Genomic DNA, 15,261 nt, shown 5'->3' with positions numbered 1-15,261 from the left:
TAAGCGCGTGGCAGCGCGTAAAGCTATCTATTTAAGGCTGATAGTAAGTCGCTGCGCCCGGGCCTACCGGCATACCGAGTAGGAACACCCAAATGTAGAACAAAATTGTCCAACCTACGATAAACACCATTGAGTAAGGCAGCATCATGGCAATGAGCGTGCCCATTCCCAAGTCTTTCTTGTACCTTGCAGCCATGGCCAAGATTAGTCCGAAATAACTCATCATAGGTGCGATAACGTTTGTGACTGAATCACCAATACGGTATGCAGCTTGAATCACTTCAGGCGCGTAGCCTATGAGCATAAGCATTGGCACAAAAATAGGTGCTGTTACCGCCCATTGTGCTGATGCACTTCCTAGCGACAGGTTCACTACACCACACATCAAAATGAACAGAATAAACACCGCTGGGCCATCTAACCCTGCCGCTTGTAACAACGCAGCACCTTTAACGGCTAATACTGTGCCTAGGTTTGTCCATTTGAAAAACGCAACAAATTGTGCAGCAAAGAATACTAACGTAATATAAAGACCCATTGCCCCCATGCTTTTAGACATGGCATCAATAACATCTTTGTCGTTTTTCATCGACTTGGTCACTTTACCGTAAACAAAGCCTGGAATAGCAAAGGTAATGAAGATGAAAGCAACAATCCCCTTAAGGAACGGAGAGCCCGCTACTTCACCTGTCTCTGGGTGACGTAAAATACCATTTTCAGGTACTACCGTTAACGCAAGGATTGCACAAACTAGGGCAAAAGATATTCCCGCCCAACGCAAGCCCTTCTTTTCCAAATCTGTGGGCGCATCCATAGATTGCTTGCCTAGTTCTATTGACGCCTCAGATGGATCAAACTTGCCCAGTCTTGGCTCTACCACTTTTTCAGTAACTAGTGCCCCCATAGTGGCAACTACAAAAGTACTGATAAACATAAAGTACCAGTTAACTTCTGGGCCAACCGCGTAGTCAGGGTCTATCATGTGAGCAGCGGCTTCTGTGATACCCGACAACAGTGGGTCAACCGTACCTAACAATAGATTTGCACTATAACCTGCAGAGACACCAGCAAAAGCCGCAGCAAGGCCGGCTAGCGGGTGACGTCCTAGAGAGTGGAAAATCATTGCTGCGAGCGGAATAAGTACCACGTAACCAAGTTCAGAGGCCGTATTTGATATAATGCCCGCAAAGACAATAGCAAAGGTTACAGCGCGTTTTGAGGCGTTCATAACTAACGCGCGCATTGCTGCCGACAAAAGGCCCGAATGTTCTGCTACCGATACACCAAGAAGGGCAACGAGCACGGTGCCTAGTGGTGCGAACCCGGTAAAGTTAGTGACCAACCCCGTAACTATCCGCTGCAAACCTTCTGCGCTCATCAAGGATATTACTTCAATCATGCCGTCTTCTTCACGGCCCTTCGCACCAACAGGGCGAGGATCGGCAACAGCAAGGTCGAAATAACCTAATATGCCGCTTAATACCACGATGAAAAGTGAAAGCAGCGCAAATAACGTTACCGGGTGCGGAAGTAGGTTTCCTAACCATTCAACCGTAGCGAGAAATCGCGAGAATAACCCACTCTGTCCGCCGTTATTATCGGCAGACGCTGTATTTTTGTTTTCCGTTGTCAAAATTTTCCCTCTGTCGTTTATTTACGCCTACTACATCAAAGTTAACGCTGGGAAGGCGATAACTTTGTACTTAATGGTGACGTGTTTTAATAATATTCGGGCGGTATTTTACCCGATATAGTGAAAATTTGGCAGTGGATAGGGAAAATGAGGGGTTAACTTACTGTACACTTTACTAACTTGGCCTTGTGCAATCACAAATAACCACTTTGTATCAGTAAGTTACTTTTTGAGAGGGTGTAAAAAAGCCAGTCTAAAAGACTGGCCTTCATATTCATAAAAACATTTGGTTTTTAGTTGCCGCTAGACTGATTCATATACTTAAAGAAGTCACTGTCCGGCGCTATTACCATAACGTCTTGTTTGCTGTTAAAGCTTTCTTTATATGCATCCATACTACGCAAGAAGCTGTAGAAATCTGCATTTTTTGAGTAAGCGTCAGCGTAAATTTGTGCCGCAATCGCATCACCCTCACCACGCAACTGGCGGGCATTACGCTCGGCATCTGCCAGCATTACTGTCACTTTCGCGTCAATGTTAGCTTTGATTACCTCAGCTTGTTCCTGACCTTCTGAGCGGTGCTCACGAGCAACAGCAGCACGCTCTGCGCGCATACGTTGGAAGATAGAGTTGCTCACTTCAGTAGGTAGGTTAATTTGCTTAACGCGTACGTCAACAATTTCAATACCTAGCTCGTCTGATGACGTAGACGCCTGTTCCATTGCCTGGTTCATTAATGCAGAACGCTCGCCAGAAACAATCTGCGCAATGGTACGTGTACCAAACTCTGAACGTAGACCGTTGTTCACTTTTTGCTTAAGTAGTGCTTCGGCTTGAAGCTTGTTACCGCCTGTTGACAGGTAGTAACGCGCAAAATCGTCAATACGCCACTTAACGTAAGAGTCAACGATAAGATCTTTCTTCTCGCTTGTTACGAAGCGATCTGGTGAGCCATCTAGCGTTTGAATACGCGCATCAAGTACACGTACTGAATCGATAAACGGTAGTTTAAAGTGAAGACCCGGTTCGAACACTTTCGTGTCGCCAGTGGCGTCGTCTCTTTGCACTTTACCAAACTGAATAACGATGGCGCGTTCGCCTTCTTTAACTGCAAACAGTGAGCCTGATGCAAGCATTACAAGAAGAACAAATACTGCAATTAACAAATTCTTCATTGTGCTTATCTCCCCTCTCTGTAGCTGTCGCCGCGCAAGCCTGAACTTGGCGAACTGTTGCGGCTGCGGCCATTAGCGTCGGTTACTGGTGCTTGTAAGCCTTCCAGCGTATTACGCGTATTTTTGTTATTCGTAGATTGCTGACGTTCCATGATTTTATCTAGCGGGAGATACATCATGTTGTTGCCACCTTTGCTATCAACCATGATTTTGCTAGTACTGCTAAGTACCTCTTCCATAGTTTCAAGGTAAATACGCTCTCGAGTAACTTGAGGTGCACGCTCGTATTGCGGGAGTAGCTCTTCAAATCGAGCCACTTCACCTTGTGCCTCTAACGTCACGCGCTCTTTATAGGCTTGTGCTTCTTCGTTCATGCGGTTTACTTGACCACGTGCACGAGGCTCAATTTCTCTTGCATAAGCTTCTGCTTCACGAATGAAGCGCTGTTCGTCTTCCTGCGCAGCGATGGCATCATCAAATGCATCTTTAACTTGCTCAGGAGGGCGAGCATCACGGAAGTTCATATCAATGATAGATACCCCCATGTTGTATGGTTCGATAATCGATTGAAGTTCTTCCCACACCCGTTGACGGGTTACTTCACGTCCGTCGGTTAATACGTCATCCATTGTAGAATGTCCAACTACATAACGGATAGCGCTATCAAGAGACTGACTTAAGCTTTGCTCAGGGCTTTCAACGGCAAACGTCCAACGGTATGGGTCAACAACGCGGAACTGCATTTCCATTTGAACGCTCACTACGTTCTCATCTTCAGTAAGCATAGAGCCTGATGAAGATTGATCGCGTATTGACTGAACATCGACAGGTATAACAGAGTCGATGAACGTAGGAGCCCAGCGAAGACCTGGTTCTACCTGCTGATGATACTCGCCGAAACGAAGTACTACACCGCGTTCAGCCTCACGAATGGTATAAAAACCACTAATAAACCAGATCACGACAAGTAAACCTACTAGAATACCAGCACCGATGCCGCCTAGGCTTTTGCCCGAGCCACCACCGTTGCCACCTGACTTTCCAAACTTACCAAATAAGTTTTTAAAAACATCGTCCAAATCTGGGGGACCTTGCTCTTTCCCACCGCGATTCTTCCACGGGTCGTTATTATTGCCACCCGGCTCATTCCAAGCCATGCTGATACTCCATAGATTACTGTTATATTTTTGAATTTTGCATGCTCAATGCAGTATTTAACACTGCTTAATGTCGCACAACATACTCTGATATTCCGTTTTCCAGACGTTTTTCAAGCCTGTTCCAGTCGGCAGAGGGCATTCTTACATCAACTACCCAGTCTCCCTGACTGTCGTATTCTTCACTTGCAATACAGTTTAGCTCGTACAACACGCCGCGCAATTGACTTTGTGCAGGTGGAATCTTCAACGTATAGTTCACCATGCTTTTTGCTAAACATTCAGTTAAAGCTTGGCTCAACAATTCCGTCCCTTCGCCCGTTTGTGCAGACAACCACACTCTAACGGGTACGCCTTCGTCATTTCTTTCTATACGCGGCTGAACGTCGTCTAGTTTATCAATCTTATTACAGATTAGTAATTGTTGAATGTCACCCGCTTCAATTTCTTCAAGTACGTCGTTCACTTCGTCCATGGTTTCACGATATTTAGCATCGGCAATGTCGACAACATGAAGCAGTAAGTCTGCCTCTTGTGTCTCTTGAAGCGTTGCTTTAAATGCGGCAACTAGGTCGTGGGGAAGGTGACGAATAAAACCAACCGTATCGGCCAATATTGCGGGGCCAACATCTTTTAACTCGATTTTACGTAACGTAGGATCTAGCGTTGCGAACAACTGGTCGGCAGCGTAAACGTGAGAGTCGGTAATGGTGTTAAATAGCGTCGATTTTCCCGCATTCGTATAGCCAACTAAGGATACCGTTGGTATTTCAGCGCGTTTGCGAGAGCGACGACCCTGCTCACGCTGCTTTTGCACTTTTTCCAAACGACGAAGAATGGCTTTAATACGACCACGAAGTAATCGACGGTCAGTTTCTAGCTGTGTCTCACCTGGACCGCGAAGACCAATACCACCTTTTTGACGCTCAAGGTGAGTCCATCCTCTGATAAGACGCGTTGAGATATGTCTCAACTGGGCTAGTTCAACCTGTAACTTACCTTCGTGAGTTCGCGCGCGCTGCGCGAAAATATCGAGAATAAGCCCAGTTCTATCTAACACCCGGCATTTACACACCGCTTCTAAATTACGCTCCTGAGAAGGAGAAAGCGCGTGGTTGAAAATAACAACGTTAGCATCGTGTGCTTTTACTGCTGCTGCTATTTCCTCTGCCTTACCTGAACCAACAAAAAACTTAGCATGAGGCGCACTGCGTGACGTCGTGATGACCTCGACCGCATTTACCCCTGCTGAAGACACAAGTAATTCAAGCTCACTTAAGTCTTCTTTACTGTTCTCGTCGGAAAAATTAACATGAACAAGTACAGCCTGTTCACCGGCTTCATAACGGTCAAACAAGCGCGTTACCTTTTAAATTATTCACCTTTAGTATTTTCAGAATCTCCGGCGCTAGGCATAGTGATAGCGCGTGCTGGAACAACAGTAGAAATCGCGTGCTTATACACCATTTGGCTTACTGTGTTCTTCAGTAAAATAACGAACTGGTCGAATGATTCAACCTGCCCCTGAAGTTTAATACCGTTTACCAGATAAATTGATACTGGAATACGTTCCTTACGCAAAGCGTTCAAGAATGGGTCTTGTAAAGATTGCCCTTTAGCCATTTGATATCCTTAGTTTTTATTATTCATGATAGAAATTGAACTATCACTGCACGTCTAATATATACCACACTAAAATACTTAAAGTGTGAATTTCGCTGTAATTTTAATCAAATTATCGTTAGCAAATGTGTCAAGCCATGTAACCTGCTCCCACCCCCGTAACCACGTGAGCTGGCGCTTGGCAAGCTGCCTTGTAGCGATAATACCTCTTTCACGCATTTCTGCGTAACTCAACTCGCCGTCTAGGTACTGCCACATTTGTCTGTACCCTACTGAACGTATAGAAGGTAATTCTTCATGTAGATCACTACGCTCATAGAGTTTCAATACCTCTTTTTCGAACCCTTGCTCTAACATCGTGTCGAATCTGGTCGCGATTCGTTCGTGCAACACTGCCCTGTCTGTGGGCGCTATGGCAAATTGTGCAATGTTATAAGGGCACTTTTCACCCTTTTGTTGTTGCCAATATGTCAACGTCTTGCCGGTACTTCTGTACACTTCCAGAGCACGAGTAATACGCTGTGGGTCGTTGGGGTGGATTCTCTCACCACTGATTGGGTCTACACCACGTAATTCATCGTGTAATTTAGACCAACCCAAGCGTTGTGCCTGTTGTGTTATATCATCTCGTATCTTTTCATTTGACTTAGGTAGTGGCGAAATTCCATTTATCAAGGCATTAAAGTACATCATTGTACCTCCAGCCAAAATTGGCACCTTGCCTCTCGCTAAAATATCGCCAATAAGCCCGTTCGTATCGTTTACAAACTGCGACACCGAATAGCTATCTGCTGGGTCGATAATATCAATTAAGTGGTGCACTACTCCCGCTTGCTCTTCCTGCGTCGGTTTTGCTGTGCCTATATCCATGCCTTTGTATACAAGGGCTGAATCCACACTAATGATTTCACTATCTATCTGAGCTGCTATGTCTAGCGCCAAACCCGTCTTACCTGACGCTGTGGGGCCCATAATTGCTATTACGGGCAATGCAGAATTTATGCCATTGGACACGTTATTCTCCCCACACATCTAGCACCAAATCTAAGGGGCGCACTTTAGCAAATTGCTCAATAATTTCCCATTGTTTCGCTTCTTTTTGCTGATCCAACCAGTACCAAAGGGTATTAAGTACATCCTCGTCTAATACTTGTTCACTTAAAACGAGCAATTTCATAGCTTCTTCAAGAGAACCGGCTTCACCGGCACCCTTTATGGATAAGAAAAATTCAAACCACTTTAGCCAAGGTAAGTGCCTTGTTCCAGCAGGCACCTGCTGCAGGCGGTATTTGCTGGCGACTTTGTTGATCTCAAAATGTGATGCGTTTAATAACTCAACTAACTTTTCATCAACGTTGTCTAATGAAACAGCGACTGGCATCAAAAGGGGTTGCCCATGCTCTGCCTTTAAAAATAGTTCGCTTAACCAGATACTTGCAACTTTAGTTGCAGAAAGAAGGTAAATTTTTTCTAATTTTGGATAAATTCTACATGAAGGAGAAAGGTTAACATGCTCATTAATACGCTTCTCGTCTTCACCACCATCAGCAATGTCACCATTTGGCGTCATCAGGGCGTTATAACTAGATTGATACGCGGCGCTTGGCCCTCGACTTTGTCCTCTTCCTTGCAAAGACGTCGCGCCACCTCTCCGCCCTCCGCTAAAGCCAGCCGCTGAAGACGCTTTTGTATTATTAGGAAGTTGGCTGTAATCCTGCGCTGTTTCTTGAGAATGCGCCCCTGAAGGGTAATGTGTGGCTTCATTAAAAGCGCGTGCGTTGTTAGGCATTTGTTCTTGCAGGGGGCGAATGTAGTCGTGCTCTACTTTGGAAGACATGAAGTCAGAACCCGTGTCTATTCCAGTCAGAGGCTGTTCTTCGGTCATGGCATGCAGCGCATCACTTACCGTTTTACAGATAAAGTCATGTACCAATCTGCCTTGTTGAAACCTAACTTCATGCTTGGCAGGGTGCACATTCACATCAACATCTCTAGGGTTAACATCTAAATACACCACAAAGCTTGGCTGCTCGATAACTCCCCAGACACTCTCATAGGCTTGCCGAATAGCATGCATAATAAGCTTGTCACGCATGCCCCTACCGTTCACAAAGCTAAACTGGCAATCGTTGCTGCTACGCAACATAGCTTCGTTGCCTAGCCACGCGTCTATGTGAAGACCTTCATACTCGGTATTTATATGCACCGCATTTTGAACAAACTTCTGCCCAACTACGGCGCCGATCCGCGTTGATAAGCTACCTTCTTTATCGGCGATAAAGCGTCTTACTACTTTGTCATTGTGCTTTAAAACGAAAGAAACCCTTGGATAACTCAACGCAATACGCTTAATAACGTCTTCGATATGTTGAAATTCGGTTTTTTCGGTGCGTAAAAACTTACGCCTTGCTGGCGTATTATAAAAGAGGTCTGCCACATCAATTGTGGTCCCAACAGGGTGGGCAGCTGGCTGAACATTTACTGCCATTTCCCTACCCTCGCAATACGCCTGCCACGCTTCGGTTTGACACTCTGTACGTGATGTCAAAGTCAACCGGCTCACGGAACTAATACTAGCGAGTGCTTCCCCGCGAAACCCAAGGGATAGAATTTGTTCCAAATCATTGAGTGTAGAAATTTTACTTGTCGCGTGGCGACTCAAGGCCAACTGCAGTTCACTTTTCACAATGCCTGAACCATTGTCTTTTATACGAATGCGCTTGTGGCCACCTTTTTCAATATCAATCTCTATTTTGGTGGCGCCGGCATCAAGACTATTTTCTAGCAGTTCTTTAACGACAGATGCTGGACGTTCAACCACTTCACCTGCGGCAATTTGGTTAGCGAGTTGGGGAGATAAAAGCTGTATAGGCAAAGGGCTACCCTATGGTATTCAATGTATAGTATTCACTATATGAATTCGTAATGAGGTTTTATGTAAGCGCATGGAAGCACTGGTAATGTCCGGTAAAACTGAACCTTGGTTTATGTTCTCGGAATATTTAATACCTGTCCTACGCGAACAACATCACTCGAAAGATCGTTAGCAGCTTTAATACTGCTCACTTTCACATTGTAGCGCTGTGCCAATAGTGAAAGCGATTCACCGCTTCTGACTCTGTGCGTCCTGCTGTTCGCTTTTTCTTGAGCCCACAGTGTACCATCAGGCGGTATTTGCTTGAAGTAGCGCTTGGTTGCCTTGAACATAGCATTCGCCAAGCGCTCGCGATATTTCGACCAGTTTAGGTTTTTCTCTTCTTGCGGGTTCGATATAAAACCAACTTCAACTAATATTGACGGGATATCTGGCGCAGTCAACACAGCAAAGCTAGCAGCTTGTGGCTTTCTTTTATGAAGGCTGGTCACTTGCTTCAACTCTTCTACCACTTTATTACCTAAATCATGGCTGGTCGCCATGCTGTGATCCATAGATAAGCCCAGTATGGTTTCAGTAAGGTATCGTTCGCTGGACTTATCATTAATCACTTCAGCGGCACCGCCTAACAGCTCAGAATGGCGCTCTGATTTTTCTAACCAGCGACCTAGTTCAGTGTCGGCCCTGCGTGTTGAGAGCACCCATACCGAGCCACCTCGCGGCTGTGGTTGACTAAACGCATCGGCGTGAATAGAGATAAGTAAGTCAGCTTTTTTCTCTCTGGCAATCTCAGGACGACGATTGGGAGAAATATAATAGTCACCGCCGCGTGTCATTATGGCACGCATACCGGGTTCTCGATTGATTTTGTTTTCAAGCTTTTTGGCTATGCTCAGCGTGATGTGCTTTTCATACGTCCCTGCAGGTCCAACTGAGCCTGGGTCGTGTCCACCGTGTCCGGCATCAATGGCAACGATAATATCTCTATCACGGGCGCTACTTTTATCGTCAATTACCACTGAGCCTATTGATGTCGATGCCGACAATGTAGTGGACTTTTTAGGCGAACTGTCAGGTAGGTCAACCACAAGCCTGTGACCAAGAGAGCCGCTAGGCGTCACAGCAAACAATGAGGGCTTTGTACTTCTGTTAAGTTCAACAACTATCCTAGCCGATGACTTATTTTTAGGGGTCGAGTATCGCAGTTTTTTAATTAAGTTACCGCTATTTTCAACGCCTGAAAGGTTTGCAGAATCACTAGTATTTTTAAGATCGATAACCAAGCGAACTGGGTTTTTCAAAGTAAAGTAAGTGAAATCTGGCGCAGACTTCATATCGAAAACGACACGTGTATTGTCCGGCGACGGCCATATTCTTACTCCGTCGATGTTATTTTGTGCGCCGTATGCAAACTGCACCACGAAACACAAGAATAATACCGAAACTATACTGCGCACCATAATTAGCCTTTATGTTATTGTCATGCCACTCTCGTAAACATCGGAGCCGCTAATTGTTCAATGTTTCTTTCAACTCAAATGTTCGCTACACGCGTTTACATTGTTGAAGCAACTTAGCACCATGGGCACTTTTTGCTTCCAAATTAAACTGTCTACCCGATGGCGTAATATTTATACTAATCACTAAGTCTGGGGATGCCAAGTATTCGCCGCCTTTTTCCGACCATTCAATAAGCGCTATTGCGCCCGAGCCGAAGTAATCGCGAATTCCCATGAACTCTAGTTCTTCTGGGTCGGCCAAGCGATACAGGTCGAAGTGATAAATATTGACGCTATTTAACTCATAAGGTTCAACCAGTGTATAAGTTGGACTTTTAACGCTACCTGAATGGCCTAAAGACTGAATAAAATAACGGCTAAATGTCGTTTTTCCTGCCCCTAAATCACCGTTGAGGTAAATAACAGCATCGGTAGGGAGTTGACTAGAAACAGCTTGCGCTAAGTCTTTGGCAAGCTGCGCGGTATCATCTACTTCATTAGCAAAAAAAGAGGTATGCGGGTAAGACATCAACAATATTCCACAGTAATAGAAGATAACACAGTAGATGCCTGCCCGTTTAAGACAAAACCAACCTATTTAGTGGTTGATAAGCGCACGCACTGCGTCGAACAAATCACTCGCTATCATACCACGTTGACCGTACAGTTGGGCAATATCATCACCTGCCTTCGCATGAAGCACCACGCCATACTTTGCTGCAATATCCGTTTCTACACCTTGTGCAAGCAATGCGCCTAGAATTCCGCTTAGCACATCACCGCTTCCTGCCGTGGCCATACCGGGGTTACCGTGGCGGCAAACCCAGGTTTTCTTTTCGTTATCGATAAGCGTGCCCGCCCCTTTGAGTACACAGACGGAGTGGTATCGCTGTGAACATTGTCTTGCATAGTTAAAGCGGTCACTTTCTACATCGTCAATAGAAACACCCAGTAGGCGCGCTGCTTCACCCGCGTGAGGGGTTAAAATACTGTCCGACAAGGTGTACGCGGTGGATTGCTGACACAAAAGGTTAAGCGCGTCAGCGTCGATAACCACAGGCTTGTTTTGACTTTGACAATGCTTCATTGTGACTTCAAATGTTTCTTCAGCCCAGTCATCTTGCCCAAGACCTGGTCCAATAACCACGCAGGTCGCCCAAGCAAGTGCGTCTTCCAAATTAAAGTCGGTTACCATAAGTTCAGGCCTGCCGGCACTTACCTGAACTACTGAAGATTCATGGGTATACACACGCACCATACCCGCACCGCTTCGAAGTGCCGCTTCGCTGGCGAGTCGGATAGCTCCTGCAGTTCCTCGGTTTCCGCCAATACATAGCAACCGTCCGTAAGTGCCTTTGTGACTGTTGATCTCCCTAGGACCCATCCCTCTAAAGTGGTCGATATTCAGCATAGTGGCGCTGGCTTTGGCTAATGCTTGAAAAGCTTTACCTATACCCAAATCAGCGTAGACCAGTTTGCCGCATGATTGCTTGCCTGCACCAGTGACTAGCCCAGGCTTTATACCCACAAATGTCACTGTAATATCGGCTTGAACACAGCGGCCCAAGCTCTGTCCTGTATTTGCATCAAGTCCAGATGGCACATCTACACTTACAACAGGTGTTGTTGAAGCATTTACAGCGTCGATAACATCGGCAAACTCGTTGCGAATGTAACTATTTATACCTGTACCTAGAAGGGCGTCAATAACAACATCAGATTTTTCTAATAACCCTGCATCGAAGCCGTTTATGCTACCACCTGCATCAAGCCAGCGCTGCTGTGCTTTACCCGCGTCCCCTTCGAGGGTACGTTCGGGCTCAACCGCACAGAGGTGAACTTGTTTACCTGCGAGTTTTGCGTTGATAGCAGCAATATAGCCGTCGCCTGCATTGTTACCTTGGCCTACTAACACCAAATAAATATCTGAATTAGGCATTAGCTCTAAGCATTGCTTAAATACCACATCGCCGGCTCTTTGCATTAAGGTGAACATGTCACAGCCAGAGTCGGCAGCAGCTTGCCCTTCATTTTCTCTAACCTGATCGGCCCGAAATAGTTTGTATGATAAACTTGACGTTAATTGAGTATCTAGCATAAGCACATGTCCGAAATTAGTTCTATCGACCTTGTTGAATTGACCAACAATATCAAGGCTTGGGGTACAGCGCTAGGCTTTCAACAGGTTGGCATCAGCGATATTGATCTACATCAGCACGAGTCACATCTACAGGAATGGTTAGACAAGGGCTACCACGGTGATATGGCCTTTATGGAAAGCCATGGGATGAAGCGTGCTCGGCCAGATGAACTGGTCCCGGGCACATTGCGTGTAATCAGTGTTCGCATGAATTACTTACCTCCTGATGCCTCGTTCGCTAAGCATTTAAAAGAGCCAGAAATAGGCTATATAAGCCGCTATGCGTTGGGCCGTGACTACCACAAAGTGTTACGTAAGCGCTTAAAACAGCTTGGTGAAAAAATTACCGCATCCCTTGCGCATACCCAATACCGCCCGTTTGTAGATTCAGCCCCCGTTCTGGAACATGCCATTGCAGAGAAAGCAGGGGTCGGTTGGACAGGAAAGCACAGCTTGACGCTTAATAGAGAAGCGGGCTCTTGGTTTTTCTTAGGGGAGCTTTTTATTAATTTACCGCTGCCGGTGGATACACCTATCGAAGAAGGCTGTGGAAGCTGCACGGCGTGCTTAACCATCTGCCCGACGAACGCGATTGTAGCGCCGTATAAAGTAGACGCTCGCCGCTGTATTTCCTACCTCACCATTGAGTCGGATAAAGACATACCCGAAGAACTACGACCCAAGATGGGCAATCGCATTTACGGCTGTGATGATTGTCAGCTTGTCTGTCCTTGGAATCGTTTCGCCGATATCACTAGTGAAGAAGACTTTCATCCTAGGCGGGTATTGCATGGTCAAAGTCTTAATGATTTGTTTAGTTGGTCTGAAGAAACCTTTTTACGCAATACCGAAGGCTCGCCTATCAGGCGTATCGGATTTGAAAAGTGGCAGAGAAATATCGCCGTTGCGCTAGGCAATGCTCCTTATAATGAAAAAAGCATTAAGCTTTTAGAAGAAAGGCGGGGGTGTGTAAGCGACTTAGTAGACAGGCACATTGATTGGGCTATTGCGCAACAGCAAGACAAACAACAAACTGCAAGTGGTGACAGCAGGCAACAAGCTCGGCTGATACGGGTTGTTGAAAAAGGCTTACCCAGAGACGCTTAAGATTTACTCGTAACAGCAGCATTAAACGTGAATTATAACGTTATCCTGCTGATGCTATGTGGTCCGCTCCAATTTGATTATTCGAGTCGGGCTGAGCACCATTTGTATTTTGTACTCGGGCACTTGTACCGTTTTGTACTTTAGCGCTTGGCAAATATGAGGCAACAAAAGACACATTTAATCTCAAACCGCGCTGAATTTCCTTTGTAGTAATGGTTGGTGAACCAAACTGCCACCATGGCTCTTTTTCTAAAGCTGCAATCACCAAAGATAACTCAGTTTCAGAACCATCGTACTCACCTGTTATTTCACAGAGCCCATTTCCACACGTTACCGACTCCAACATGAAGCGTTCTTTATTGGGAGATAAGGCAAAAAAGTTATTAAGTGAACCTACTGTTTTCTTATAAAACGAGTCGGGTAGTATTGAATGAGTGCTTTGTGCAAATTGCGCGCTGGCCAATTCAGTATCGTCGACGTCAACAAGGCGCGGTGCTTTGCTTTCGCTTTTTGCTAGCTTAGCGGCAGGCTTAATGACTTTAAGTTCGCTGGCTTCCGTGGCGCGAGAGCGCTCTAACACCGTTGTTAGTCGCTCTTTCTCTGCATTAGATTCACTTAGCTGATGTTGATAACCAGAGAATTTATATCCCGCTATCAACGTAAACGCTATTAGTAGCACCACAAGCCACGCTTTCATTCCAGTCCTTTTTGTCGAAACGCTTACTTGTGGTACTGCTTACTAAGTTCATGCACTGCGTTTACAAACACGCCAGCGTTCTCTGGTGGCACGTCTAAATGAATTCCGTGCCCTAAATTAAATACGTGACCGCTTCCTTCACCATAGCCTTCTAGAATAGACGCCACTTCCTGTTCGATTCGTTGCGGCTGAGCGTAAAGCATAGAAGGATCCATATTGCCTTGAAGCGCAACTTTATCGCCAATACGTGCACGCGCTTCTTTAATATCGATAGTCCAATCTAAACCGACCGCGTCACAACCCGTTGCTGCAATTGATTCTAACCACATACCACCGTTTTTCGTGAACAAAGTAACAGGCACTTTACGGCCTTCATTTTCACGAGTTAAACCACTTACAATACGCTCCATGTACTGAAGCGAGAACTGTTTGTAATCACGAGGAGACAACACACCGCCCCATGTATCAAATACCATGACAGATTGGGCGCCCGCTGCAATCTGCGCATTAAGGTATTCAGTTACCGAGTCGGCTAGTTTGGCTAACAATGCGTGTAGCGTGGCTGGCTCAGCAAACGCCATTTTTTTGATTTTGGTAAAGGCCTTACTCGACCCACCTTCGATCATATAGGTGGCTAGTGTCCAAGGACTTCCAGAAAAGCCAATTAATGGTACTTCACCTTTCAACTCTCGGCGAATGGTGCGAACCGCATTCATTACATACTGCAGCTCGCCTTCTGGATCCGGCAGACCGATTTTATCCACATCCGCTTTGCACGTAATTGGATTCTTAAAACGTGGACCCTCGCCTGTTTCAAAGTAAAGACCAAGCCCCATTGCATCTGGGATAGTCAAAATATCAGAGAAAAGAATAGCGGCATCAAGAGGAAAACGGCGTAAAGGCTGCAACGTTACTTCACAGGCAAGCTCAGCATTTTTGCATAACGACATAAAGTCGCCTGCTACTGCACGTGTCGCTTTATATTCTGGCAGGTAACGTCCCGCTTGTCGCATCATCCATACAGGTGTCACATCAACCGGCTGTTTAAGTAACGCACGTAAATAACGATCGTTCTTCAACGCGGGCTTATCAACACTGGGGAAATTTTGCGACATATAACTCACCTAAATAACTGTACATAATCGAGCCGCGAAGTATACCAGCATTCTGAACAAGGTGTGCTAAAACCTGTGTTAAAAAATCGACGTTTTTACGATAAATCGACATAGTGTCGATAAATGACGACGAACATTGCTTGCACGGTGATTAAAAAGTAACTTGCACTAAGAGTAAGTGTTTGCTATTACTATAACCGTTAAAGAAAAGAAGCCCTCCACGGGACCGTGCTAAACTTA

At 45.7% G+C, this 15,261-nt stretch carries 13 protein-coding genes; 1 reads left to right on the top strand and 12 read right to left on the bottom strand.

Annotation, left to right across the window (positions count from 1 at the left end; genetic code table 11):
- Nucleotides 1-31: 31 nt before the first annotated feature.
- The 10 genes from ACYX4M_RS08720 to ACYX4M_RS08675 all read right to left on the bottom strand — a co-directional run bounded on the left by ACYX4M_RS08720 (nt 32) and on the right by ACYX4M_RS08675 (nt 12,060).
- Complete coding sequence (locus tag ACYX4M_RS08720) at nt 32-1,633, bottom strand: AbgT family transporter (protein WP_476082690.1); 1,602 nt, start codon at nt 1,631-1,633, stop codon at nt 32-34.
- 293 nt (nt 1,634-1,926) lie between these two features.
- Complete coding sequence (gene hflC, locus ACYX4M_RS08715; RefSeq protein WP_476082689.1) at nt 1,927-2,808, bottom strand: protease modulator HflC; 882 nt, start codon at nt 2,806-2,808, stop codon at nt 1,927-1,929.
- Between the two features lie 5 nt (nt 2,809-2,813).
- Nucleotides 2,814-3,965 carry an FtsH protease activity modulator HflK gene (gene hflK, locus ACYX4M_RS08710; RefSeq protein ID WP_474834562.1) on the bottom strand — a complete coding sequence of 384 codons (1,152 nt, stop codon included), beginning with the start codon at nt 3,963-3,965 and terminating at the stop codon, nt 2,814-2,816.
- Nucleotides 3,966-4,032: 67 nt separating this feature from the next.
- Complete coding sequence (gene hflX / locus ACYX4M_RS08705) at nt 4,033-5,322, bottom strand: ribosome rescue GTPase HflX (RefSeq protein ID WP_474829398.1); 1,290 nt, start codon at nt 5,320-5,322, stop codon at nt 4,033-4,035.
- A gap of 17 nt (nt 5,323-5,339) precedes the next feature.
- Nucleotides 5,340-5,588 carry an RNA chaperone Hfq gene (gene hfq / locus ACYX4M_RS08700; protein ID WP_014951092.1) on the bottom strand — a complete coding sequence of 83 codons (249 nt, stop codon included), beginning with the start codon at nt 5,586-5,588 and terminating at the stop codon, nt 5,340-5,342.
- Nucleotides 5,589-5,666: 78 nt separating this feature from the next.
- Nucleotides 5,667-6,620, bottom strand: coding sequence for a tRNA (adenosine(37)-N6)-dimethylallyltransferase MiaA (miaA, locus tag ACYX4M_RS08695; protein WP_476082688.1), 954 nt, complete (start codon nt 6,618-6,620; stop codon nt 5,667-5,669).
- Complete coding sequence (gene mutL / locus ACYX4M_RS08690) at nt 6,604-8,463, bottom strand: DNA mismatch repair endonuclease MutL (protein ID WP_476082687.1); 1,860 nt, start codon at nt 8,461-8,463, stop codon at nt 6,604-6,606. The genes miaA and mutL overlap by 17 nt, the downstream gene beginning before the upstream one ends.
- Before the next feature lie 110 nt (nt 8,464-8,573).
- A complete protein-coding gene (locus ACYX4M_RS08685) occupies nt 8,574-9,923 on the bottom strand; it encodes an N-acetylmuramoyl-L-alanine amidase (RefSeq protein ID WP_476082686.1) in 1,350 nt (449 codons plus the stop codon).
- An 85-nt stretch (nt 9,924-10,008) separates the two neighbouring features.
- The gene (gene tsaE, locus ACYX4M_RS08680) at nt 10,009-10,491 is read right to left on the bottom strand and encodes a tRNA (adenosine(37)-N6)-threonylcarbamoyltransferase complex ATPase subunit type 1 TsaE (RefSeq protein WP_476082685.1); all 483 of its coding nucleotides are present in this window, start codon (nt 10,489-10,491) and stop codon (nt 10,009-10,011) included.
- A 69-nt stretch (nt 10,492-10,560) separates the two neighbouring features.
- Nucleotides 10,561-12,060 carry an NAD(P)H-hydrate dehydratase gene (locus ACYX4M_RS08675; RefSeq protein ID WP_476082684.1) on the bottom strand — a complete coding sequence of 500 codons (1,500 nt, stop codon included), beginning with the start codon at nt 12,058-12,060 and terminating at the stop codon, nt 10,561-10,563.
- A gap of 6 nt (nt 12,061-12,066) precedes the next feature.
- Between ACYX4M_RS08675 and queG the strand changes: the two genes are divergently transcribed.
- Nucleotides 12,067-13,209, top strand: coding sequence for a tRNA epoxyqueuosine(34) reductase QueG (gene queG / locus ACYX4M_RS08670; RefSeq protein WP_476082683.1), 1,143 nt, complete (start codon nt 12,067-12,069; stop codon nt 13,207-13,209).
- A 40-nt stretch (nt 13,210-13,249) separates the two neighbouring features.
- Here the strand turns inward: queG and ACYX4M_RS08665 are convergent, their stop codons facing one another.
- Nucleotides 13,250-13,906, bottom strand: a complete 657-nt coding sequence (locus ACYX4M_RS08665; protein WP_476082682.1) for a hypothetical protein — start codon at nt 13,904-13,906, stop codon at nt 13,250-13,252.
- A gap of 23 nt (nt 13,907-13,929) precedes the next feature.
- The gene (hemE, locus tag ACYX4M_RS08660; RefSeq protein ID WP_476082681.1) at nt 13,930-15,021 is read right to left on the bottom strand and encodes a uroporphyrinogen decarboxylase; all 1,092 of its coding nucleotides are present in this window, start codon (nt 15,019-15,021) and stop codon (nt 13,930-13,932) included.
- Nucleotides 15,022-15,261 lie beyond the last annotated feature (240 nt).

It is taken from the genome of Alteromonas sp. ABV4_150 (genome assembly GCF_056311745.1).
Note: the sequence above shows the minus strand (reverse complement) of the source record. Positions and strands in the feature narration are given on the sequence as shown.